This window comes from Bifidobacterium sp. W8110, from assembly GCF_016101375.1.
GTDB classification, from domain to species: domain Bacteria; phylum Actinomycetota; class Actinomycetes; order Actinomycetales; family Bifidobacteriaceae; genus Bombiscardovia; species Bombiscardovia asteroides.
On the sequence record NZ_JACFQO010000001.1, the window covers coordinates 643,777 to 664,122 of the forward strand.

General features: G+C 61.9%; 15 protein-coding genes and 1 pseudogene. 15 read left to right on the plus strand and 1 reads right to left on the minus strand.

All coding sequences use genetic code 11. The features are described 5' to 3' along the window. Positions 1-66 precede the first annotated feature (66 nt). The 10 genes and pseudogenes from H3T88_RS02715 to gmk all read left to right on the plus strand — a co-directional run bounded on the left by H3T88_RS02715 (position 67) and on the right by gmk (position 12,428). Entirely contained in the window at positions 67-435 is a 369-nt protein-coding gene (locus H3T88_RS02715) for a DUF488 domain-containing protein (protein ID WP_198203444.1), read from the plus strand. Positions 436-975: 540 nt separating this feature from the next. After that, positions 976-1,347, plus strand: a complete 372-nt coding sequence (gene rpsL, locus H3T88_RS02720) for a 30S ribosomal protein S12 (RefSeq protein WP_015022141.1) — start codon at positions 976-978, stop codon at positions 1,345-1,347. A 3-nt stretch (positions 1,348-1,350) separates the two neighbouring features. Then, positions 1,351-1,821 (plus strand): 30S ribosomal protein S7, encoded by a 471-nt coding sequence (gene rpsG / locus H3T88_RS02725; RefSeq protein ID WP_015022140.1) that lies wholly within the window; start codon positions 1,351-1,353, stop codon positions 1,819-1,821. A 26-nt stretch (positions 1,822-1,847) separates the two neighbouring features. Then, positions 1,848-3,974: an elongation factor G gene (fusA, locus tag H3T88_RS02730; protein ID WP_015022139.1), complete on the plus strand. Its 2,127-nt coding sequence runs from the start codon at positions 1,848-1,850 to the stop codon at positions 3,972-3,974. A gap of 195 nt (positions 3,975-4,169) precedes the next feature. Next, positions 4,170-5,369, plus strand: a complete 1,200-nt coding sequence (gene tuf / locus H3T88_RS02735; protein ID WP_015022138.1) for an elongation factor Tu — start codon at positions 4,170-4,172, stop codon at positions 5,367-5,369. A 236-nt stretch (positions 5,370-5,605) separates the two neighbouring features. Next, positions 5,606-6,169: an elongation factor P gene (efp, locus tag H3T88_RS02740; protein ID WP_198203445.1), complete on the plus strand. Its 564-nt coding sequence runs from the start codon at positions 5,606-5,608 to the stop codon at positions 6,167-6,169. A 22-nt stretch (positions 6,170-6,191) separates the two neighbouring features. After that, positions 6,192-6,668 (plus strand): annotated as a pseudogene (gene nusB / locus H3T88_RS08820) (transcription antitermination factor NusB); the annotation flags it as partial. 430 nt (positions 6,669-7,098) lie between these two features. Then, a complete protein-coding gene (carA, locus tag H3T88_RS02750; protein WP_198203447.1) occupies positions 7,099-8,328 on the plus strand; it encodes a glutamine-hydrolyzing carbamoyl-phosphate synthase small subunit in 1,230 nt (409 codons plus the stop codon). Next, on the plus strand, positions 8,321-11,695 hold the full coding sequence (gene carB, locus H3T88_RS02755) for a carbamoyl-phosphate synthase large subunit (RefSeq protein ID WP_198203448.1): 3,375 nt from the start codon (positions 8,321-8,323) through the stop codon (positions 11,693-11,695). The genes carA and carB overlap by 8 nt, the downstream gene beginning before the upstream one ends. Before the next feature lie 97 nt (positions 11,696-11,792). Further along, positions 11,793-12,428, plus strand: coding sequence for a guanylate kinase (gmk, locus tag H3T88_RS02760; protein WP_232347108.1), 636 nt, complete (start codon positions 11,793-11,795; stop codon positions 12,426-12,428). A gap of 75 nt (positions 12,429-12,503) precedes the next feature. Here the strand turns inward: gmk and ilvD are convergent, their stop codons facing one another. Next, a complete protein-coding gene (gene ilvD / locus H3T88_RS02765; protein ID WP_015022132.1) occupies positions 12,504-14,363 on the minus strand; it encodes a dihydroxy-acid dehydratase in 1,860 nt (619 codons plus the stop codon). 178 nt (positions 14,364-14,541) lie between these two features. Here ilvD and rpoZ point away from each other — a divergent pair, with 178 nt between their 5' ends. The 5 genes from rpoZ to fmt all read left to right on the plus strand — a co-directional run bounded on the left by rpoZ (position 14,542) and on the right by fmt (position 20,330). Beyond that, the gene (gene rpoZ, locus H3T88_RS02770; RefSeq protein WP_015022131.1) at positions 14,542-14,826 is read left to right on the plus strand and encodes a DNA-directed RNA polymerase subunit omega; all 285 of its coding nucleotides are present in this window, start codon (positions 14,542-14,544) and stop codon (positions 14,824-14,826) included. 62 nt (positions 14,827-14,888) lie between these two features. Continuing rightward, positions 14,889-16,109, plus strand: coding sequence for a methionine adenosyltransferase (gene metK / locus H3T88_RS02775; protein WP_198203449.1), 1,221 nt, complete (start codon positions 14,889-14,891; stop codon positions 16,107-16,109). 92 nt (positions 16,110-16,201) lie between these two features. Further along, complete coding sequence (locus H3T88_RS02780) at positions 16,202-18,505, plus strand: primosomal protein N' (protein ID WP_198203450.1); 2,304 nt, start codon at positions 16,202-16,204, stop codon at positions 18,503-18,505. 100 nt (positions 18,506-18,605) lie between these two features. Next, the gene (locus H3T88_RS02785; RefSeq protein WP_198203451.1) at positions 18,606-19,310 is read left to right on the plus strand and encodes an HAD family hydrolase; all 705 of its coding nucleotides are present in this window, start codon (positions 18,606-18,608) and stop codon (positions 19,308-19,310) included. Positions 19,311-19,355: 45 nt separating this feature from the next. Next, positions 19,356-20,330, plus strand: a complete 975-nt coding sequence (gene fmt, locus H3T88_RS02790; RefSeq protein ID WP_198203452.1) for a methionyl-tRNA formyltransferase — start codon at positions 19,356-19,358, stop codon at positions 20,328-20,330. The last annotated feature ends 16 nt before the right edge of the window (positions 20,331-20,346 follow it).

The following is a 20,346-nucleotide window of genomic DNA, read 5'->3' on the forward strand; positions in this document are numbered from 1 at the left end:
ATTCCGTCAATATCATGGTTCAAGGAGACATGAATCACTCGGGTCCCTGGTTTCAGGAGGCAGATGATGGGTCAGGTGGATATCAAGCGCGTATACGAGCAGGCCGCTGACGAGGACGGGATCCGCATCCTGGTCGACAGGCTCTGGCCGCGCGGTGTCAGCAAGGAGCGGGCAGCCCTGTCCGGCTGGCTCAAAGACGTCGCTCCCAGTCCGGACCTGCGGCGCTGGTGGCACCATGATCCGGACCGTTTCGAGGATTTCGCCCGCCGCTACCGTACCGAGCTGGATGACAATCCCGCCCTGGGGGATCTGCTGAGCATTGTGCGCGAACACGATCGGACGACACTGGTCTATGCGGCCAAGGATCCGGCCGTCAACCATGCCCTGATCCTGCGCGACTACATTCGCCATGCTCTTGAGAAGGAGACCAAGTAGACTGCCGGCCACCCACAAATCCCAGGGCATCCCCGCACGCTGACGCTTACGTGACCGAACGCAGGCATTGATGTTTCCGGCATCTCTATTTGCTGATACAGATATGCTATGTCCTTTCCGACACCTATACATTAGGAAGCTGTTATAGGCGGGCGTCCGTTCCTTTATTGGAATCTGTGAGCGGTGCATGCAAAAGCCCGCCAAAGGTCTCTTGCAAGGGGCTTCCTATCGACGGTTCCAGTGCGGCATCACAGTGAGCAAAGCTCAGAGCATACTTCCGAGTGCTAGACGTGGCCGTGTCTGCTCCGGTGATATACTTTTCATCGTGTGTGCCGACAGCATGCCTTATGTTACAGGTGAGCTTGTCGGGATATCCCCGAATCCGAAGAATGCAGGCAGCAATGCCCGGCAGGAGGATCAGGGGCCATCGGGCCGGTGGACAGTGGCTGATCTCTCCTCCTGGGAGCGACTGCGGCTGCGGTGCGGCGGTCTCGCAGTGCAAACGAAGACAAGTTCATCGAAGGAATCGGAGAGAGTCAGTTGCCAACAATTGAACAGCTCGTCCGCAAAGGGCGCAAGGCCAAGCCTCGCAAGTCGAAGACTTTGGCACTCAAGGGCAGCCCGCTGCGTCGCGGCGTGTGCACCCGTGTCTACACCACCACCCCCAAGAAGCCGAATTCGGCTCTGCGGAAGGTCGCCCGTGTCCGTCTGAGCTCCGGCATCGAGGTATCCGCCTACATTCCCGGCGAGGGCCACAACCTGCAGGAGCACTCCATCGTGCTGGTGCGCGGCGGACGTGTCAAGGATCTGCCCGGCGTGCGCTACCACATCGTGCGCGGTGCGCTGGATACCCAGGGAGTCAAGGATCGCAAGCAGGGCCGTTCCCTGTACGGAGCAAAGAAGGCCAAGTAACACATGTCACGCAAAGGACCAGCTAAAAAGCACCAGCTCCTGCCCGATCCCATCTACGGTTCCACCGTGGTGGCCCAGCTGATCAACAAGATCCTGCTGGACGGCAAGAAGTCCATCGCCGAGAACATCGTCTACACCGCCCTGGAGCAGGTCAAGGAGAAGACCGACCAGGAGCCTGTGGCCGTGCTCAAGCGAGCCCTGGACAACATTCGTCCCAGCCTGGAGGTCCGCAGCCGTCGTGTCGGCGGCGCCACCTACCAGGTTCCCGTCGAGGTCAAGCCGAACCGCGCCAATACGCTCTCGTTGCGGTGGCTGACCGATTACAGCCGCGCCCGTCGTGAGAAGACCATGTCGGAGCGGCTGGCCAACGAGATCCTTGATGCCTCCAACGGCCTGGGTGCCGCGGTCAAGCGCCGCGAGGACACCCACAAGATGGCCGAGGCCAACAAGGCGTTCGCCCACTATCGCTGGTAATCCCAAGAGAGCGAGAACAAGGAATTATGGCACAAGACGTGCTCACGGACCTGACCAAGGTCCGCAACATCGGCATCATGGCCCACATCGATGCCGGCAAGACAACGACGACCGAGCGTATTCTCTACTACACCGGCGTCAACTACAAGATCGGCGAGACCCACGACGGCGCCTCCACCATGGACTGGATGGACCAGGAGAAGGAACGTGGCATCACGATCACCTCCGCCGCCATCACGGCCTTCTGGAACCGCCAGTCCCACGATCCTGAGGACCGCTACCAGATCAACATCATCGACACCCCCGGCCACGTGGATTTCACCGCCGAGGTGGAGCGCTCCCTGCGTGTGCTCGATGGCGCTGTGGCGGTGTTCGACGGCAAGGAGGGCGTGGAGCCCCAGTCCGAGACCGTCTGGCGTCAGGCCGACAAGTATGGCGTGCCCCGCATCTGCTTCATCAACAAGATGGACAAGCTGGGCGCCGACTTCTACTACTCGGTGGACACCATCAAGGACAAGCTGGGCGTCAAGCCGCTGGTCATGCAGCTGCCCATCGGCGCTGAAAGCGACTTCCATGGCGTGGTCGACCTTGTGCGCATGGTCGCCTACTACTGGAAGGACGAGGCCGACCTGGGCGCCAAGTACGACACCATCGACATCCCTGACGACCTCAAGGACAAGGCCGAGCAGTACCACACCGAGCTGCTTGAGGCCGTGGCCGAGTCGGACGAGGATCTGCTGGAGAAGTACCTGGGCGGCGAGGAGATCTCCCAGCAGGAGATCCGCAAGGCTGTGCGCAAGATGACCATCGAGCAGACGGCCTTCCCGGTCTTCTGCGGATCCGCATTCAAGGACAAGGGCGTGCAGCCCATGCTGGATGCGGTCGTGGACTACTTGCCCAGCCCCGAGGACGTGCCGGCCATCAAGGGCTACAAGATCGGCGACGAGTCCGTCGAGATTGACCGTAAGCCCACCGTGGACGAACCCTTCTCGGCCCTGGCCTTCAAGGTTGCCACCCACCCCTTCTATGGCAAGCTGATCTATGTGCGCGTCTACTCCGGCAAGGTGGCCCAGGGCGATACCGTCCTGGACTCGACCAAGGGCAAGAAGGAGCGCGTCGGCAAGCTCTTCCAGATGCATTCCAACAAGGAGAATCCGGTCGACGAGGCCATCGCCGGCAACATCTACGCCTTTGTCGGGCTCAAGAGCGTCACCACCGGTGACACCCTGTGCGACGAAAAGGAACCGGTGGTGCTGGAATCCATGACCTTCCCCGATCCCGTGATCGAGGTGGCCGTGGAGCCCAAGACCAAGGCCGACCAGGAGAAGATGGGCATCGCCCTGCAGAAACTCTCCGAGGAGGATCCCACCTTCCAGGTCAAGACGGACGAGGAGTCCGGCCAGACCCTGATCTCCGGCATGGGCGAGCTCCAGCTGGACATCCTGGTGGACCGCATGCGCCGTGAGTTCCATGTGGAGTGCAACGTGGGCAAGCCCCAGGTGGCTTACCGCGAGACCATCCGCAAGGCCGTCATGAACCAGGAATACACCCACAAGAAGCAGACCGGCGGCTCCGGCCAGTTCGCCAAGGTGCTCATGAACTTCGAGCCCCTGGATACCACCGAGGGCGAGACCTACGTCTTCGAGAACAAGGTCACCGGCGGCCATATCACCAAGGAGTTCATCCCATCGGTCGATGCGGGCGTACAGGAGGCCATGGAGTCCGGTGTGCTGGCAGGCTTCCCGGTTGTGGGCGTCAAGGCGACCCTGACCGATGGCCAGATCCACGAGGTCGACTCTTCGGAGATGGCCTTCAAGATTGCCGGCTCCATGTGCTTCAAGGAGGCTGCTCCCAAGGCAAAACCCGTCATCCTCGAGCCCATCATGGCTGTCGAGGTCCGTACCCCCGAGGAGTACATGGGCGACGTCATGGGTGACATCAACTCCCGTCGTGGCTCCATCCAGTCCATGACCGACGCCACCGGCGTCAAGGTCATCGACGCCAAGGTGCCCCTGTCGGAGATGTTCGGCTACATCGGCGACCTCAGGTCCAAGACCCAGGGACGCGCCATGTTCACCATGCAGATGGACTCCTATGCTGAGGTCCCCAAGGCCGTCAGCGACGAGATCATCAAGGCCCAGCGGGGCGAGTAATGCCGGTCCGGTCCGCCGCCACGGCGGGCCGCCGCAAAAAGGCTCTTCTGTCACAAGTCGGCGTTACACTCTTGTAGCGCTGACTGGGCGGAGGGCAAAAGTGGCAAAGAACCTGATAACCCAGTAATATGTAGCGAGTGCTCTGTGCGTGGTTCGCGCAGGCAACCTACGAGACGTCCAGGAGGACAAAACACAATGGCAAAGGAAAAGTACGAGCGGACCAAGCCGCACGTTAACATTGGCACCATCGGCCACGTCGATCACGGCAAGACCACCCTGACCGCGGCCATCTCCAAGGTGCTGCATGAGGAGTACCCGGACGTCAACCCCGAGTACGATTTCGCTCAGATCGATGCCGCTCCCGAGGAGAAGGAGCGCGGCATCACCATCAACATCGCGCACATCGAGTACCAGACTGCAAAGCGCCATTACGCCCACGTGGACTGCCCCGGACACGCCGACTTCGTCAAGAACATGATCACCGGCGCCGCTCAGATGGATGGCGCCATCCTGGTGGTCGCCGCCACTGACGGCCCCATGGCCCAGACTCGCGAGCACGTGCTGCTGGCCCGCCAGGTCGGCGTGCCGAAGATCCTGGTCGCTCTGAACAAGTGCGACATGGTCGACGACGAAGAGCTGATCGAGCTGGTCGAGGAGGAAGTCCGCGATCTACTGGATGAGAACGGCTTCGACCGTGACTGCCCCGTCATCCGCACCTCCGCCTACGGCGCCCTGCATGACGATGCCCCCGACCACGACAAGTGGGTCCAGACCATCAAGGACCTCATGGATGCCGTCGACGACTACATCCCCACCCCTGTCCACGACCTGGACAAGCCCTTCCTGATGCCCATCGAGGATGTCTTCACCATCTCCGGCCGTGGCACCGTGGTGACCGGCCGTGTCGAGCGCGGCAAGCTGCCCGTGAACACCAACGTGGAGATCGTCGGTCTGCGGGACACCCAGTCCACCACCGTCACCTCCATCGAGACCTTCCACAAGCAGATGGACGAGGCCGAGGCTGGCGACAACACCGGTCTGCTGCTGCGCGGCATCGGCCGTGAGGATGTCGAGCGCGGCCAGGTCGTGGCTGCTCCCGGCACCGTGACCCCTCACCACAAGTTCGAGGGTGAGGTCTACGTGCTGACCAAGGACGAGGGCGGACGCCACTCGCCGTTCTTCTCCAACTACCGTCCGCAGTTCTACTTCCGGACCACCGACGTCACCGGCGTCATCACCCTGCCCGAGGGCGTGGAGATGGTTCAGCCCGGCGATCACGCCACCTTCTCCGTCGAGCTGATTCAGCCCGTCGCCATGGAGGAGGGCCTGACCTTCGCTGTTCGTGAAGGCGGCCACACGGTCGGCTCAGGTCGAGTCACCAAGATCATCGAGTAGGATTGCCTGTCGCTTGTCGACACGATCCAATGACGGGGCCCGGAATCCTATCTGTGATTCCGGGCCCCGCCCATATCCGGCGGGCTTCGCCGCCGGACCATCCACGGTGTTCATGCGCCGTGGCATAATAGGCGAGGATTTATCGCGAGCGGGCCGGATCCTGTGTGGCCCGGTGCTTTCGGCAGATGGCTTAGAGCCCTCCGAAGGAACGTTCATCAGAATGAGGTGGTATCAAGGTGGCACAGACTTCCAACGACATCAAGAACGGATCGGTCATCAATCTGGATGGCAAGCTTTGGACTGTCATCAAGTTCCAGCACGTCAAGCCGGGCAAGGGGCCTGCCTTTGTTCGTACGACCATCAAGGACGTCCTTTCGGGCAAGATTGTGGACCGCACCTTCAATGCGGGCATGAAGATGGACTTCGAGACCGTGGACAATCGGACCATGCAGTACTCCTACCGGGACGGCGATTCCTTCGTCTTCATGGACATGAACACCTACGAGCAGGTCAACATCCCCGCGGCCCTGGTCGGCGATCAGGAGCGCTTCCTGCTTGAGGGCACCGACTGCATTATCAGCTTCCATGATGGCAACCCACTGTCTGTGGAGTTGCCTGCGTCCGTGGTGCTGACCGTGACTGCAACCGAGCCAGGCGTCCAGGGCAACCGCTCCAACGCCGGCACCAAGCCCGCAACTGTGGAGACCGGGGCCGAGATCCAGGTGCCCCTCTTCGTAGGCGAGGGCGAGAAGGTCAAGGTGGATACCCGCGACGGCTCCTACCTGGGCCGCGAGAACTGAGCAAGGCGGAAACCACACATTCATGGCACGTTCCACAGCCCGCAAGCGGGCCTTGAACACCCTGTATGAGGCCGATGAGAAGAGCCAGGATTTCCTCTCCCTGCTGGAGGAGCGCAAGGCTCGGCCGGGGGCGCAGACACCTCTGCCCGCCTATGCCGTGACCATCGTTGAGGGCGTCGCAGAGCACAGTCGAGATATCGATGGGTCCCTACAGACCCATTCCACCCGGTGGCCGCTGAGCCGCATGCACGCCATCGACCGCAACATTCTGCGTATCGCCGCCTGGGAGATGCTCTACAACCCTGACGTCCCCGACAAGGTGGCCATCGATGAGGCTCTGTCCTTGGCCAAAACCCTGTCGGATGCCGATGCTCCCTCCTTCATCCATGGCGTTCTGAGCGCCTTGGAGCAGGAGAAGGATGAGCATCAGGCTCGTCGCGAACAAGCCGATCGGATCGCTGCCTTGGCTGATGCCGAGGCCGATGCGGACACTTCTGATGATGAATCCAACGGTGCAAAAGCAGGGGTTGCAGCCTCCGAACCCGCCTCCTCAAAGCCCGCCCATGTTGACAGCGAATTGAACTCGGTAGCGAGTGGATCTGCAGGAGAGGACTCCGATTCCGACCAGGTTCTTGACCATGCGGTCGACCAGTCGGCCCCAAGCTTGGACCAGCTGAAACTGACCTTACCGGATGAACTGACCCCCTGCGTGGATCGTCCTTCAGGCGACTGAGCAATGATCCGAATAAAGGCCGACCGATGTCCGCTGGCTGTTAGGGCATCAGGTCGGCCTTTTGCCATATCCGGACTGGTTGACCTGCAGTCTATCCTGCGAAATTTACCCAACGGTCTTTTGGATGATTCGACCGGCATAATCCATGGGGGTCATTAATATGGGTGCGAATATCCGCGGTAATCAAGGGGGTTCGGTGAACCTGAAAGACACCAACACCATCACCTCCGATAGCCGTTTCTCCAATCGGGCCTTGCTCATCCTTGAGGATGGGGAAGTGTATCCGGGGAGAGCCTTCGGAGCGGTGGGCACTACCATAGGTGAAATTGTTTTCTCGACCGGAATGACGGGGTATCAAGAAACCCTGACGGATCCCAGCTATGCACGGCAGATCGTTGTGCAGACCTTCCCCCACATCGGTAATACCGGTGTCAACGACCAGGACGGGGAGTCGGACAGGATTTGGGTGGCAGGGTATGTGGTCCGGGAACCCAGCCCCGACTTCAGCAACTGGCGGGCCCGTGGCAGTCTCCACGACCAGCTGGTCGATCAGGGCATCGTCGGTATCAGTCATATAGACACCCGCCGGCTCGTGCGGCACTTGCGTTCTGCAGGTGTCATGCGGGCCGGTATTTTTTCAGGCCCGGAGACAATGTTCAACGACGGCGGCAGGCCTGGAACCATGCAGGAACTCCTTGACCAGGTCCGTTCGGCCCCCCAGATGAGTGGATCCCACCTGACCGGCGAGGTCAGCACGGACAGGCCCTATATCGTCGAACCAACCGGAGATCGTCAGGGGAGCGAGCCCGTCTGCACGGTGGCGGCGGTGGATTTGGGAATCAAGTCAATGACCCCTCACAGGCTGGCTGAGCGCGGGTGCAGGGTCCACGTACTTCCCGTGGACACCACTATCGAGCAGATACAGGCCCTGGGGCCTGATGGGGTTTTCTTCTCCAACGGTCCAGGCGATCCATCGACCGCAAACGGGGAGGTGTCGCTCCTCAGACAGGTTCTGGATGCCGGACTGCCATTCTTCGGCATCTGCCTGGGCAACCAGCTTCTGGGCCGTGCCCTGGGCTTCGAGACCTATAAGCTGAAATTCGGTCATCGCGGCATCAATCAGCCGGTCATGGATTTGAGCACCGGCAAGGTTGAGATCACCGCCCATAATCACGGATTCGCAGTCAAGGCGCCCAAGGGGGACCCGGTGCCTTCGCCCTATGGTGAAGGCCGGTATGGTCGAGTCCGGGTCTCTCATGTCGATCTCAACGACGGAGTGGTCGAGGGTCTGGAGTGCCTGGATATTCCGGCCTTCTCCGTCCAATACCATCCGGAGGCGGCGGCTGGTCCGCATGATGCCTCCTATCTGTTTGACAGGTTCGTCACTTTGATGCAGGACGCCAAGGAAGGGAAGGCACATGCCTAAGCGGCAGGACATCCATTCGGTCATGGTCATCGGTTCGGGACCCATCGTCATCGGGCAAGCTGCCGAGTTTGACTATTCGGGGACGCAGGCCTGCCGGGTGCTGCGCGAAGAGGGGATTCGCGTCATCCTGGTCAATTCCAATCCCGCCACCATCATGACGGACCCCGAGATGGCCGATGCCACCTACATCGAGCCCATCGCCCTGCCCTTCCTGGAACGGATCATCGCCAAAGAGCGGCCCGATGCCCTCCTTCCTACCCTGGGTGGCCAGACCGCGCTGAATGCGGCCGTGGAGCTGGGCAAGGCTGGCGTGCTGGAGCGCTACGGGGTTGAGCTGATCGGCGCTTCGCTGGAGGCCATCGACAGGGGAGAGGACCGTGAGCTCTTCAAGCAGGTGGTGGACCAGGCCGGTGCCGAATCAGCCAGGTCCCGCATCGCCCACAGCCTGGATGAGGCCGAGGCGGTAGCCGGCGAACTGGGCTACCCCCTGGTCGTTCGCCCATCCTTCACCATGGGCGGCCTGGGCTCCGGTATCGCGCATGATCGCGAGGAGCTGAGGCGGATCGCCGGTGCGGGCATCCACTATTCGCCCACCGATGAGATCCTTCTGGAGGAGGGCATCGAGGGGTGGAAGGAGTATGAGCTGGAGCTCATGCGCGACCGCCTGGACAATGTGGTTGTGGTCTGCCCCATCGAGAATGTGGACCCGGTCGGCGTGCACACCGGCGATTCCATCACCGTGGCCCCGGTCTTCACCTTGACTGACCGGGAGTATCAGCGCATGCGCGACATCGGCATCGCCATCATCCGCGGCGTTGGGGTGGACACAGGCGGCTGCAATATCCAGTTCGCCGTGAATCCGAAGAATGGCCGGATCATCGTCATCGAAATGAATCCCCGGGTTTCGCGCTCCTCGGCCCTGGCTTCCAAGGCCACCGGCTTCCCCATCGCCAAGATTGCGGTCAAGCTGGCCCTGGGATACACCCTGGATGAGATCGAGAACGACATCACCCGATCAACGCCCGCCTCCTTCGAACCGACCATCGACTATGTGGTCACCAAGATCCCGCGCTTCACCTTCGAGAAATTCCCCGGGGCGGATACGACCCTGACCACCTCGATGAAGTCTGTGGGCGAGGCCATGGCGCTGGCCGGAAACTTCCGTGAATCCCTGGGCAAGGCCATGCGCTCCATCGACAAGCGGCACATGACCTTCTCCTGGGATGGCCCCCGGCCCGACCAGGCCGAAACGGATCGGTTGCTGGAGGCCATGCACACCCCTACCGAGCATCGCTACCTGCAGATCCAGCGGGCCTTCTGGGGCGGAGCCACTGTGGAACAGGTTCACCAGGCCACCAGGATCGACCCCTGGTTCCTGGAGCAGATCAGCATGATCAATGACCTGGCCCTTCAGGTGCGCCAGTCCGAGGTCCTGGACGAAGACCTGCTGCGTCGGGCCAAGCAATCGGGACTGAGCGATCTGCAGATCGCCCACCTGCGCGGTATGGGCGACCAGGGCGAGGCAGTCGTCAGGGAGCTGCGCTGGGCCTTTGGCCTTCATCCTGTCTACAAGACCGTAGACACCTGCGCAGCCGAGTTCGATGCCGTCACGCCCTACTACTACTCCTGCTATGCCGACGAGTCCGAGCTGCGACCCCGGCAGCGCGAGGCGGTCATCATCCTGGGCTCGGGTCCCAACCGGATCGGCCAGGGGGTCGAGTTCGACTACACCTGCGTGCACGCCGTCCAGGAGCTGGGTAAGGACTATGACACCATCATGGTCAATTGCAATCCAGAGACGGTCTCCACCGACTATGACATGTCGGACAGGCTCTATTTCGAGCCGTTGACCTTCGAGGACGTTCTGGAGATCTACCGGGCCGAGAAGGCCATGGGACCTGTCAAAGGGGTCATCGTCCAGCTGGGCGGACAGACGCCCCTCTCCCTGGCGGCCAGGCTCAAGGCCGCCGGGGTACCCATCCTGGGGACCAGCCCCGAGTCCATCGACCTGGCTGAGAACCGCGAGCTCTTCGGTCAGGTGCTCAGCAAGGAGCATCTGAACGCTCCTCGGTACGGCACCGCCCTTTCCCTGGATGAAGCCAGAGATGCGGCCCATGCCATCGGTTACCCGGTTCTGGTCAGGCCCTCCTATGTGCTGGGCGGACGAGGCATGGAGATTGTCTATGACGATCAGCAACTGGCCACCTACGTGGATCGCGCCCTGGAGGAGGCCAAGGCCGATACGGTGGTCTCTGGCCGCCTGCCCTCGCCCCTGCTGATTGACAAGTTCCTTCAGGATGCCATCGAGATCGATGTGGATGCCCTCTATGATGGGCAAGAACTCTACATCGGCGGGATCATGGAGCATGTGGAGGAGGCTGGGGTCCACTCCGGGGATGCTGCATGCACCCTGCCACCATCGACTCTCTCTGACGACCAGATCAACCGGTTGCGGCAGGCTACATTGGCAATAGCCCAGGGTTGTGGGGTCCAGGGACTGATCAATGTTCAGTATGCCTTCATGGCCAACACCCTTTATGTGATCGAGGCCAATCCCCGCGCCTCCCGGACCGTTCCTTTCGCTTCCAAAGCCACAGGCACGGCACTGGCCAAGGCTGCGGCGCGAATCATGGTGGGGGAGACTATCGAGCAGCAACGAGCCAATGGTCTGCTCTTGCCTGTTGGCGACGGCGGCATGGTCCGTGTCGGCCAGCCTGTGGCTGTCAAGGAGTCGGTCCTGCCCTTCAAGCGCTTCCGCACTCCGGTTGGCCGGACCGTGGATATCCTGCTTGGTCCGGAGATGCGTTCCACCGGAGAGGTCATGGGTTTCGATCGGGACTTCCCGCATGCTTTCGCCAAGAGCCAGCTGGCCGCATACCAGGGCGGATTGCCCGCCGGTGGGGTCGCCTTCCTGTCGGTCAATGACGCGGACAAGCGCCAGCTGCCCATGCTGGCCGCCCGTCTACTTGATCAGGGCTTCAGCATCTGCGCCACCAGTGGCACGGCTTCCGTCCTGCGTCGGTACGGCTTCGACGTGGCTGTTGTCGACAAGATCAGCGATGGGGAGGAGCAGGGGCAGGCCTTCACTGATGCCGACGGGGTAAGACATATGGGCCGAAATCCTGTCCAGCTTATTGAGGACGGGGCCATCGACATGATCCTCAACACGCCCAGCTCCAGGGGTTCGCGCTCCGATGGCTATCTGATTCGGGTGGCTGCCATAGCAGCTGATCTGCCGCAGTTCACAACCATTACCGAGTTTTCAGCCGCTCTGATGGCCATTGACGTGGTCAAGAAAGACGACTATGAGGTCATGAGCATCCAGGAACACGCGGCACGGCTGCTGGAGCTGGAGAAGGCCAGGTAGGTGCTGGCTATATGATTGACCCATGTTCCGGTCCAGTTACGCCGGAGGGTGACCTTTAGGAAAGGAAGTGGCCGTGTCAGCGATCAGCGGTGCCGACATGTCGAGTCAGGACTCTTCTCAGGACTCTTCGGGGGAACAGACCGGGAGGCAGGGGAAGACAGGCAGCCGGTTGATCGTGCTGACGGGGCCCACAGCCGTCGGCAAAGGTACTGTGGAAGCAGCCCTGCGCCATGCTCACCCGGAGGTCTGGGTCTCCGTCTCGGCTACCACCCGGGCACCTCGTCCAGGCGAAAAGGACGGCGTCACCTACTGGTTCATGGATGAGCAGGAGTTTGCCCGCAGGGAGGCTGCCGGAGATTTTCTGGAGACCGCCCTGGTCCATGGCATGTCCTACTACGGCACTCCCTTGCAGCCGGTCCTGGATCATCTGGCAGCAGGTGTGCCCACAATTCTGGAGATCGACCTGCAAGGGGCGCATCGTGTCCGCCAACGGGCGGGGGAGCTGGGCCTGGAAGTTTTCTATATCTTCCTGGCGCCGCCCTCATTCCAGGATCTGGTCACCAGGCTGAACATGCGGGGAACTGAAAATGAGGAGCAGCGTGCCCGCAGGCTGGAGACCGCCAAGGTGGAGCTGGCCTCCGAGGATCAGTTCGACCAGGTCATAGTCAACGATAGCGTGGATAAAGCAGCCCGGACGCTTTGGGAAGCAATCGCCAAGGAATACGGTCTCTGAGCACCTGGCCTTTACTTCAGAAGAGTCAAAAAATCCCCCAATCGAGTAAGAGCCCGATTGGAGGATTTGGGTTTATCAGTCCAGGCCGGACAACCGGTTGATCAGATCCGGGTCGCGTGTGGCGCCCTTGTCTGCAGAACGGGCGAAGGCTGCGTAGGCCTTCAGAGCCAGGGAGACCTTGCGGTCCCTGTGGGCCACATAGCCTTCGCCGGCCTCCAGTTCTGCGCGGCGTTGGGCGAGTTCCTCATCGCTCAGCTCGACGTCCACACGTCGGTTGGGGATGTCGATGCGAATCATGTCGCCGTTGCGGATCAAGGCGATGGGGCCCTTGCTGGCAGCTTCGGGAGCGATATGGCCGATGGCCAGGCCTGATGAGCCGCCGGAGTAGCGGCCGTCGGTCAGCAGGGCCACATCCTTGCCGATTCCCTTGCCCTTGACGAATGAGGTGGGGTAGAGCATCTCCTGCATGCCTGGACCGCCCTTGGGTCCCTCATAACGGATGACCAGGGCCTGGCCCTTGTGCAGGGTGCCGTTGAGTATGACCTCCACGGCCTGCTCCTGTGATTCGACAACCAAGGCCGGTCCGCGGAAGTTCCAGATCTCCTTGGGCACGCCTGCGGTCTTGACCACACAGCCGTCGGGGGCCAGATTGCCGCGCAGTATAGCAAGACCGCCTTCGGAGACGGCCGGGTGATCCAGGTCGTGAATGGCACCATTGACGCGGTCTGTGTCCAGATCCTTCCATTCCTTGGACTGGTTGAAGGGCTCGGGGGAGGTGATGTGTCCGGGCGCTGCGTGGTAGAGCTCCTTGGCCTGGTCCAGACAGGTGGGTCGCATGATGTCCCAGTCGTTGAGCTTGGACTCCAGGTCCGGGTAATCAATGGAATGCGTGTCCTTATGCAGTACCCCGCCTCGATCCAGCTCACCCAGGATGCCGCAGATGCCGCCAGCCCGGTGGACGTCGGATATCTCCCAGTCTCCGGAGGGGGAGGCCTTGCAGATGCAGGGGACCGTGTGGGAGATGCGCTCGATGTCATCCAGGGTGAAGTCCACATCCGCCGACTGAGCGGCGGCCAGGATGTGCAGGACGGTGTTGGTGGATCCTCCCATGGCCACGTCCATGGTCATGGCGTTTTCGAAGGCTTTCTTGGTGGCGATGGAACGCGGCAGGACCGAGTCGTCGTCATCCTGGTAGTACCGGTTGGCGATTTCGACGACCAGCTTGCCAGCCCGCTCGAAGAGCATCTTTCGGGCCGTGTGCGAAGCCAGAGTGGTGCCGTTGCCGGGCAGGGCCAGACCCATGGCCTCGGTCAGGCAGTTCATTGAGTTGGCGGTGAACATGCCGGCGCAGGAGCCGCAGGTGGGGCAGACGGTCTTCTCCAAGGCCAGCAGGCCGGCATCGTCGATGCTGTCGTCAGCCGAGGCGTACATGACGTCGATCAGATCGGTGCTCTCTTTGACTGTTCCGTCGGGCATGACCGTGCGTCCTGCCTCCATGGGGCCGCCGGAGACGAAGACCGTGGGAATGTTCAGACGCAGAGCGGCCATCAGCATGCCCGGCGTGATCTTGTCGCAGTTGGAAATGCATATCAGGGCATCGGCGCAGTGGGCGTTGACCGAGTACTCCACGGCATCCGCGATCAGGTCACGGCTGGGCAGAGAATAAAGCATGCCGGTATGGCCCATGGCGATGCCGTCGTCCACGGCGATGGTGTTGAACTCGCGGGGGATGCCGCCCGCCTCCTTGACGGCCTTGGAGACCATGCGCCCTACCTTGTTCAGGTGGACGTGGCCGGGCACGAACTCGGAGAAGGAGTTGGCGATGGCCACGATGGGCTTGCCGAAGTCCTCACCCTTGACGCCAGCGGCACGGTAGAGAGCACGGGCGCCCGCGAACTCTCGTTCCTTCATCAATTTGGCTGATCGCATCTGCATAGTTTCATTCAAGTGAACAGGGACAGCGGCGGCCCGAACATGACCACATGTTGGAATTTTCGGCGTGTTTGCAATGCTTTTCCCGGCAGCAAAGCATCTGAGGCTAAAATCGAGCCCGGGCGGTAAAATCATACAGATTGAATGAATGGTTCATCCAGTTGAATTGGAGAAACATCTTATGGCATTCGGTACCGAGCCCCATCCGCAGGGATTTGCGAATCCTCCCATCGACGATCTCATGAAGCACGCCGATTCGAAGTATGCGCTGTCCATTTTCGCGGCCAAGCGGGCCCGTCAGATCAATTCCTATTTCACACAGCTCAATGAGGGTCTGCTGCAGAACGTCGGCCCCCTGGTCGAGTACCAGAATCAGGAGAAGCCTCTGTCCATCGCCTTCCGCGAGATCAACGAAGGCCTGCTTGAGGAGACCCTGGGCGAGGACGATCTGAGCGAAGGCAACTGAACCTTTCGACTCTCAGTGCAGGGTCCTCGGGCGGTGACGGTTTTAATGTAAAGGTGGATGAAATGACAGAACGACGGCTGATTTCGGCCGAGTCGGTGACCGAGGGCCATCCTGACAAGGTCTGCGACCAGGTTTCCGATGCCATCCTGGACGATTTGATCGCCCAGGATCCGCACTCGCATGTGGCTGTGGAGACATCGGCGGCGACTGGCCTCTTCTTCGTCTTCGGAGAAGTCTCATCCCAGGGCTATACGGACATTCAGTCCCAGGTCCGGTCGGTGCTGCGCAGGATCGGCTACACCTCATCCGATATTGGATTGGATGCTGATTCCTGCGGCGTGACCGTGGCCCTGAGCGAGCAGAGCAAGGAAATCAACCAGGGTGTGGAACGGCTGTCGGCCAGCCAGGAGAACGCTGCCACCCGTGAGGAGCGTTACCAGTCCCAGGGGGCCGGCGACCAGGGAGTCATGTTCGGTTACGCCTGCGATGAGACAGACACGCTCATGCCCCTGCCCATCCATCTGGCGCATCAGCTGGCCTTCCGACTGGCGCAGGTGCGCAAGGAGGGGATCATCCCTCACCTGCGGCCTGACGGCAAGACCCAGGTCACCATCGAATACGACAAGGATGACCGCCCCCGCCGGGTGGACACGGTCCTCATCTCCACCCAGCACGATCCCGAGGTTGGGCATGACTGGCTGCAGGAGCAGTTGACGGAGCATGTCATCACGCCCGTGCTGGATCGCATTTGCGGCAAGGCCGTCGAGCACCAGGGCTACCGGGTGTTGGTCAATCCGACCGGTTCCTTTATTCTGGGCGGCCCTGCGGCTGACGCAGGACTGACCGGGCGCAAGATCATTGTAGACACCTATGGCGGTGCGGCCCATCATGGAGGCGGTGCCTTCTCCGGCAAGGATCCCAGCAAGGTCGACCGATCCGCTGCCTACGCCGCGCGTTGGGTGGCCAAGAACATCGTGGCCGCTGGACTGGCCCACAAGGTCGAGGTCCAGGTGGCCTATGCCATTGGTGTGGCCGATCCGGTCAGCGTCAACGTTGAGACCTATGGCACCGAGCAGGGGGTCAGCCGCGAGCAGATCCAGGAGGCCGTGCGCGAGGTCTTCGACCTGCGACCAGCTGCCATCATCGATGAGCTGGATCTGTTGAGGCCCATTTATGCCAAGACTGCAGCCTATGGACATTTCGGCCGGGAGGATCCCGACTTCACCTGGGAGCAGGTGGACAAGGTGGGCGAGCTCAAGGCCGCCATCGGCATGACCAGGTAGTAGCTGTTCATCAAGGGCCACGGCGGGTTCCCAGGTCATCGACTGGGGAATCCGCCGTGGCCCTCTTAATTGTCAAAGCGAGGGGAGGAGTCATGGATTTGCAGGACGTCAGTCAGCCCGCCCTGGACGGTCTTGCTCCGCGCCGTCGTTCGAGCAGCAGTCGAAAGAAACCTCCGCGCCGACCGGCCGATGAACTCCCTGTGGCACGGGTGGTGCTGGACGTGCAGGCCACTCATCTGGGTGGGACCTTTGATTATCTGGTGGATGCCGACCAGGACGGTCATGCACAGCCGGGATGCCTGGTTCGCGTACGGTTCGGGGCGCGCAGGGTCAACGGCATCATCTGGGCACGTGTGGCAGACAGCCAGGTTTCCCGCGCCTCCCTGCGCTTCCTGGAGCGGGTGGTGTTGGATCGTAGCCTGATTTCACCTTCTCTGCGCGCGGACATCACTGCCATCGCCAGGGCCTATGGAGGTACTGAGGCCAACATTCTGCGGCTGGCTCTGCCCCCTCGTGTGGCCCGCATCGACAAGGAGCAGCAGCTGGTTCCCGGTCAGCCTCGGTTGGCGTCCGACCCTGCCTGGGTGGCAGGACTGGCCCAGCGGCAGAAGGAATTGAAACTGGAGCTTGATCCGGGCTATCAAGGGTTGGAGAAACTGGATCAGTCGCTGGAAGAGGATACCTTCGCCGCCTATCTGACTGACATTCTGCCCGGTATGGACCAGGCCGCTCTACTTGCTGCCAGGGTACTGATAGAGGCCCTGCTGGCCGGTCGATCGGCGGTTATGGTATTGCCGGGCACCCGTCAGGTGGCTCATCTGTCCGCAGTCCTCCAACAGCTGGGGTTGCATCCCTTCGGCCCTCCCGTCACCGCAGGCCCTGGACACCAGGAGGCCCACGGCTGGTCCGGTGATTTCGCCATTCTGGACAGCGGCATGGCTCCTGCCGAACGCTACAGGGCCTACCTCGCGCTGGCCTCCGGCCAGGTCCGCTGCGCCATCGGGTTGCGGGCTGCCATGTACGCCCCGGTGGAAGGTCCCGCCCTCTTCGCTCTGATGGACGATGCCAGCTACCAGTACGCCGACGGGATGATGCCCTACGCCAATGCCCGGGGAGTGCTGAGGCTGCGGGCGCGTGCCCACGGCGGTGTCTTCCTGGCCATGGGCCGTGCCAGAAGCGTGCGTTCCCACTGGGAGAGTCTGCCCGAGGCCATTGAAGCGGACTCCGGAGTGACCGGTCCAGGCACCGCCTTGCCGCTTGACCGGTCTGCAGTGACGACCCTGCTGCCTTGGATTCGCTGGCTCAACCGAGAGGAACTGAGCCATCTGGCCGATCCGACCATAGGCGCCCGGGTTCCTCACACCGCCGTCGCCGTTATAAACAAAGCCTTGGAGCGCGGTCCGGTTCTACTGTCCATCCCTCAGGACGGCATCTTCGAAAGCCTGAGTTGTGCTCGCTGCCATCATCAGGCTCGTTGCCCGCGTTGCACCGGGCCCCTGCGGGCACGGCGGCCTGGCGCGCCCCGATGCGCTTGGTGCGGGGCTGCGGCTACGGACTGGTCCTGCCCGGATTGCGGGGGTTCACGGCTCCGAGTGGTCAGGGTGGGCGCCGCTGGGACGGCCCAGGAGCTGCGCATGATTTTCAGAAATGTACCCATTGTCATATCTTCGGCCAGCCAGCCCCGTGGGGTGGTCGAGCGTGTACAGGATCGTTCCAGTCTGGTCATCGCCACACCGGGCGCCGAGCCCAGGGTGGTTGGCTCGAGCGTCGATGGCAACAATAAGGACACTGGCGATTCGGATTTGCCCCGGCTGTCGCGAGGATACCGGGCCGTGGCCATTCTTGATGCCTGGACCAGCCTGTATGCCCCTGGCGTCGATGCCCGTATGGACACCCTGGGAGCCTGGATGCGCGTGGCCTCCTTCTGTCGCTCCCGGGCCCAGGGGGGGCAGGTGCTTCTTTTGGGAGAGTGTGATCCACAGCTGGCCCAGGCGCTGATGACCTGGCAGGGGCCGGTGTTGGCGGCTGCCGACCTGGAGGACCGTCGGCTGACTGCCATGCCCCCTGCGGTCGGCATGGCTGCAATCTGGGGCGAAAGGGAGGCCGTCATATGGATGCTGGACGCCGTCGGAATCGTGCCGGGTCGGGAGGCTGTGACAGATGTTGGCCCTGAGCCGGTTCCTGCCCTACTTGGGCCTGTGCCCATACCAGCGCCGTCCACACTGAAAGTGGGTTATCTGGAGGGAACCCAGGATAGGGTCAGAGCCCTGGTTCGGGTGCCCACCAGCCGCCGGGACAAGCTGGCTGACGATCTCAAGCAGGCTCAGGCCAGGTACGTGGCCGGTCGCGGGCGTGGAGAGCTGCGCTTCCGGATGGATCCCAAGGATCTGACCTGATTGGCGCTCCAGGCGGATATGCACGGGGTCTATGCGGCGTGGTTTCATGAGGGGGCGCAGGAGAGGCGCATATGAACGGATTCAGGAAAGGCGGAGAGTCATGAAGGGATGGCCGGGCGAGATCCGGGTTGAGGCAGATGTGATCCAGTCTGAGCAGGAAGCGGCTCAAGCCCAGGGTCGGCCCATTGAACAGGTCATCTTTGACTTCGGCAATGTCCTGATTCGTTGGCAGCCCGAGATGGCCATGGTGGCCCGATACGGGCGCAGGAGCATCGAGTCCATGCTGGACGATAGCCGTTCCGGCTTCTACCGGGCCAACAACATGATGGACGGCGGAGCCACCTGTGCCCAGGCCCGTGATTGGGTGGGCGCCAACTGCGGGGCTCCCTGGGATGCCATGTTCGCCTACTACTGTGACCACTTTGTCGATTCACTGACCGGCCCTGTTCCCGGTGCCCGCATGCTGGTGGAGGATCTGAAGGCGGCTGGTATAGGCGTCTGGGGGTTGACCAACTGGGGTGCCGAGCTCTTCCATTACGCCTGGGACGGCGACTCCTTCCTGCATAGGCTGGATGGGGTGGTGGTCTCCGGGCCCATCCACATGCGCAAGCCTGACCCGGCCATCTACCGGTACGCCCTGGATCAGTTCGGAATCCAAGCTGACAGAACCCTCTTTGTGGATGACAAGGGTATGAATGTAGTGGGTGCCAACAAGGCCGGCATCCGCAGCCTGCGATTCAGTGACCCCTACGGATTGCGCACCGCCCTGATCGAGGCAGGGGTGAATATTCCTCAGGTGCAGTGAAAATGCAGAGGTCGAAAGCCGCCAGATGAAAAGGAGATTGCCGATATGGTCATGACATTGCTGTTTGCAGGCACACCTCAGGTCGCTCTGCCATCTCTGAGATTGCTGGCGGCCGACCAGGAGCATTTCCGGGTTGCTGCCGTGCTCACCAGGCCCGACGCTCCCCAGGGTCGTGGAAGGCATCTGCATCCCAGCCCGGTCAAGGCTGAGGCCCTGAAGCTGGGGATTCCCGTTCTTGAGGACAATCCTTCCGATCCGGATTTTCCGGCGCGGCTGCAGGATACGGGTGCCAGTTATGCGGCTGTGGTGGCCTACGGGCGGATTCTGCGCCAGCCGGTCCTGGATGCCTTTGAGGGTGGCTGGTACAACCTGCACTTTTCCCTGCTGCCGCAGTGGCGGGGTGCAGCGCCGGTCCAGCGTGCCATCTGGGCCGGGGATACCATCACTGGAGCCACGGTCTTTCGGCTCACGGCCGGTATGGATGAAGGGCCTATCCTGTCCCAGTCCACAGTGGAGATCGGACCGCACGAGACCTCGGGCGAGCTGCTGGGTCGGCTGGCTGAGGACGGATCCCACCTGCTGGCTGCCAGCCTGGAGGCCCTTGCGGAAGGTCGGATTCAACCCAAGGAGCAGCCGCAGGGCGCCTACCAGGTGGCTGCCAAAATCACCCACCAGGATGCCCGCATGCGTTTCGATGTGCCCGTCTTTGCCCTGGATCGGCAGATCCGGGCCTGCAGCCCGGAACCGGGAGCCTGGTGCATGTACCGGCAGGGCGATGATCCGCAGGACGGGCAGACGGGACTGACCGTACTCAAGGCTGCACCAGCCCGAGGGGATGAGCACGGTCTTCCCCCGCATTTGGAACCGGGTCGGCTGGCCATGGACCGTCGCCACCTCTGGGCGGGCACCAAGACCCTGCCACTGGAACTGCAGATGGTCAAGGCTGCCGGCAAGCGTGCCATGAAGGCCATGGACTGGGCCCGTGGCGCTCGCTTGGAGGAAGGGGCATGCTGCAGCTGAGCCCTTCCGCTCGGCT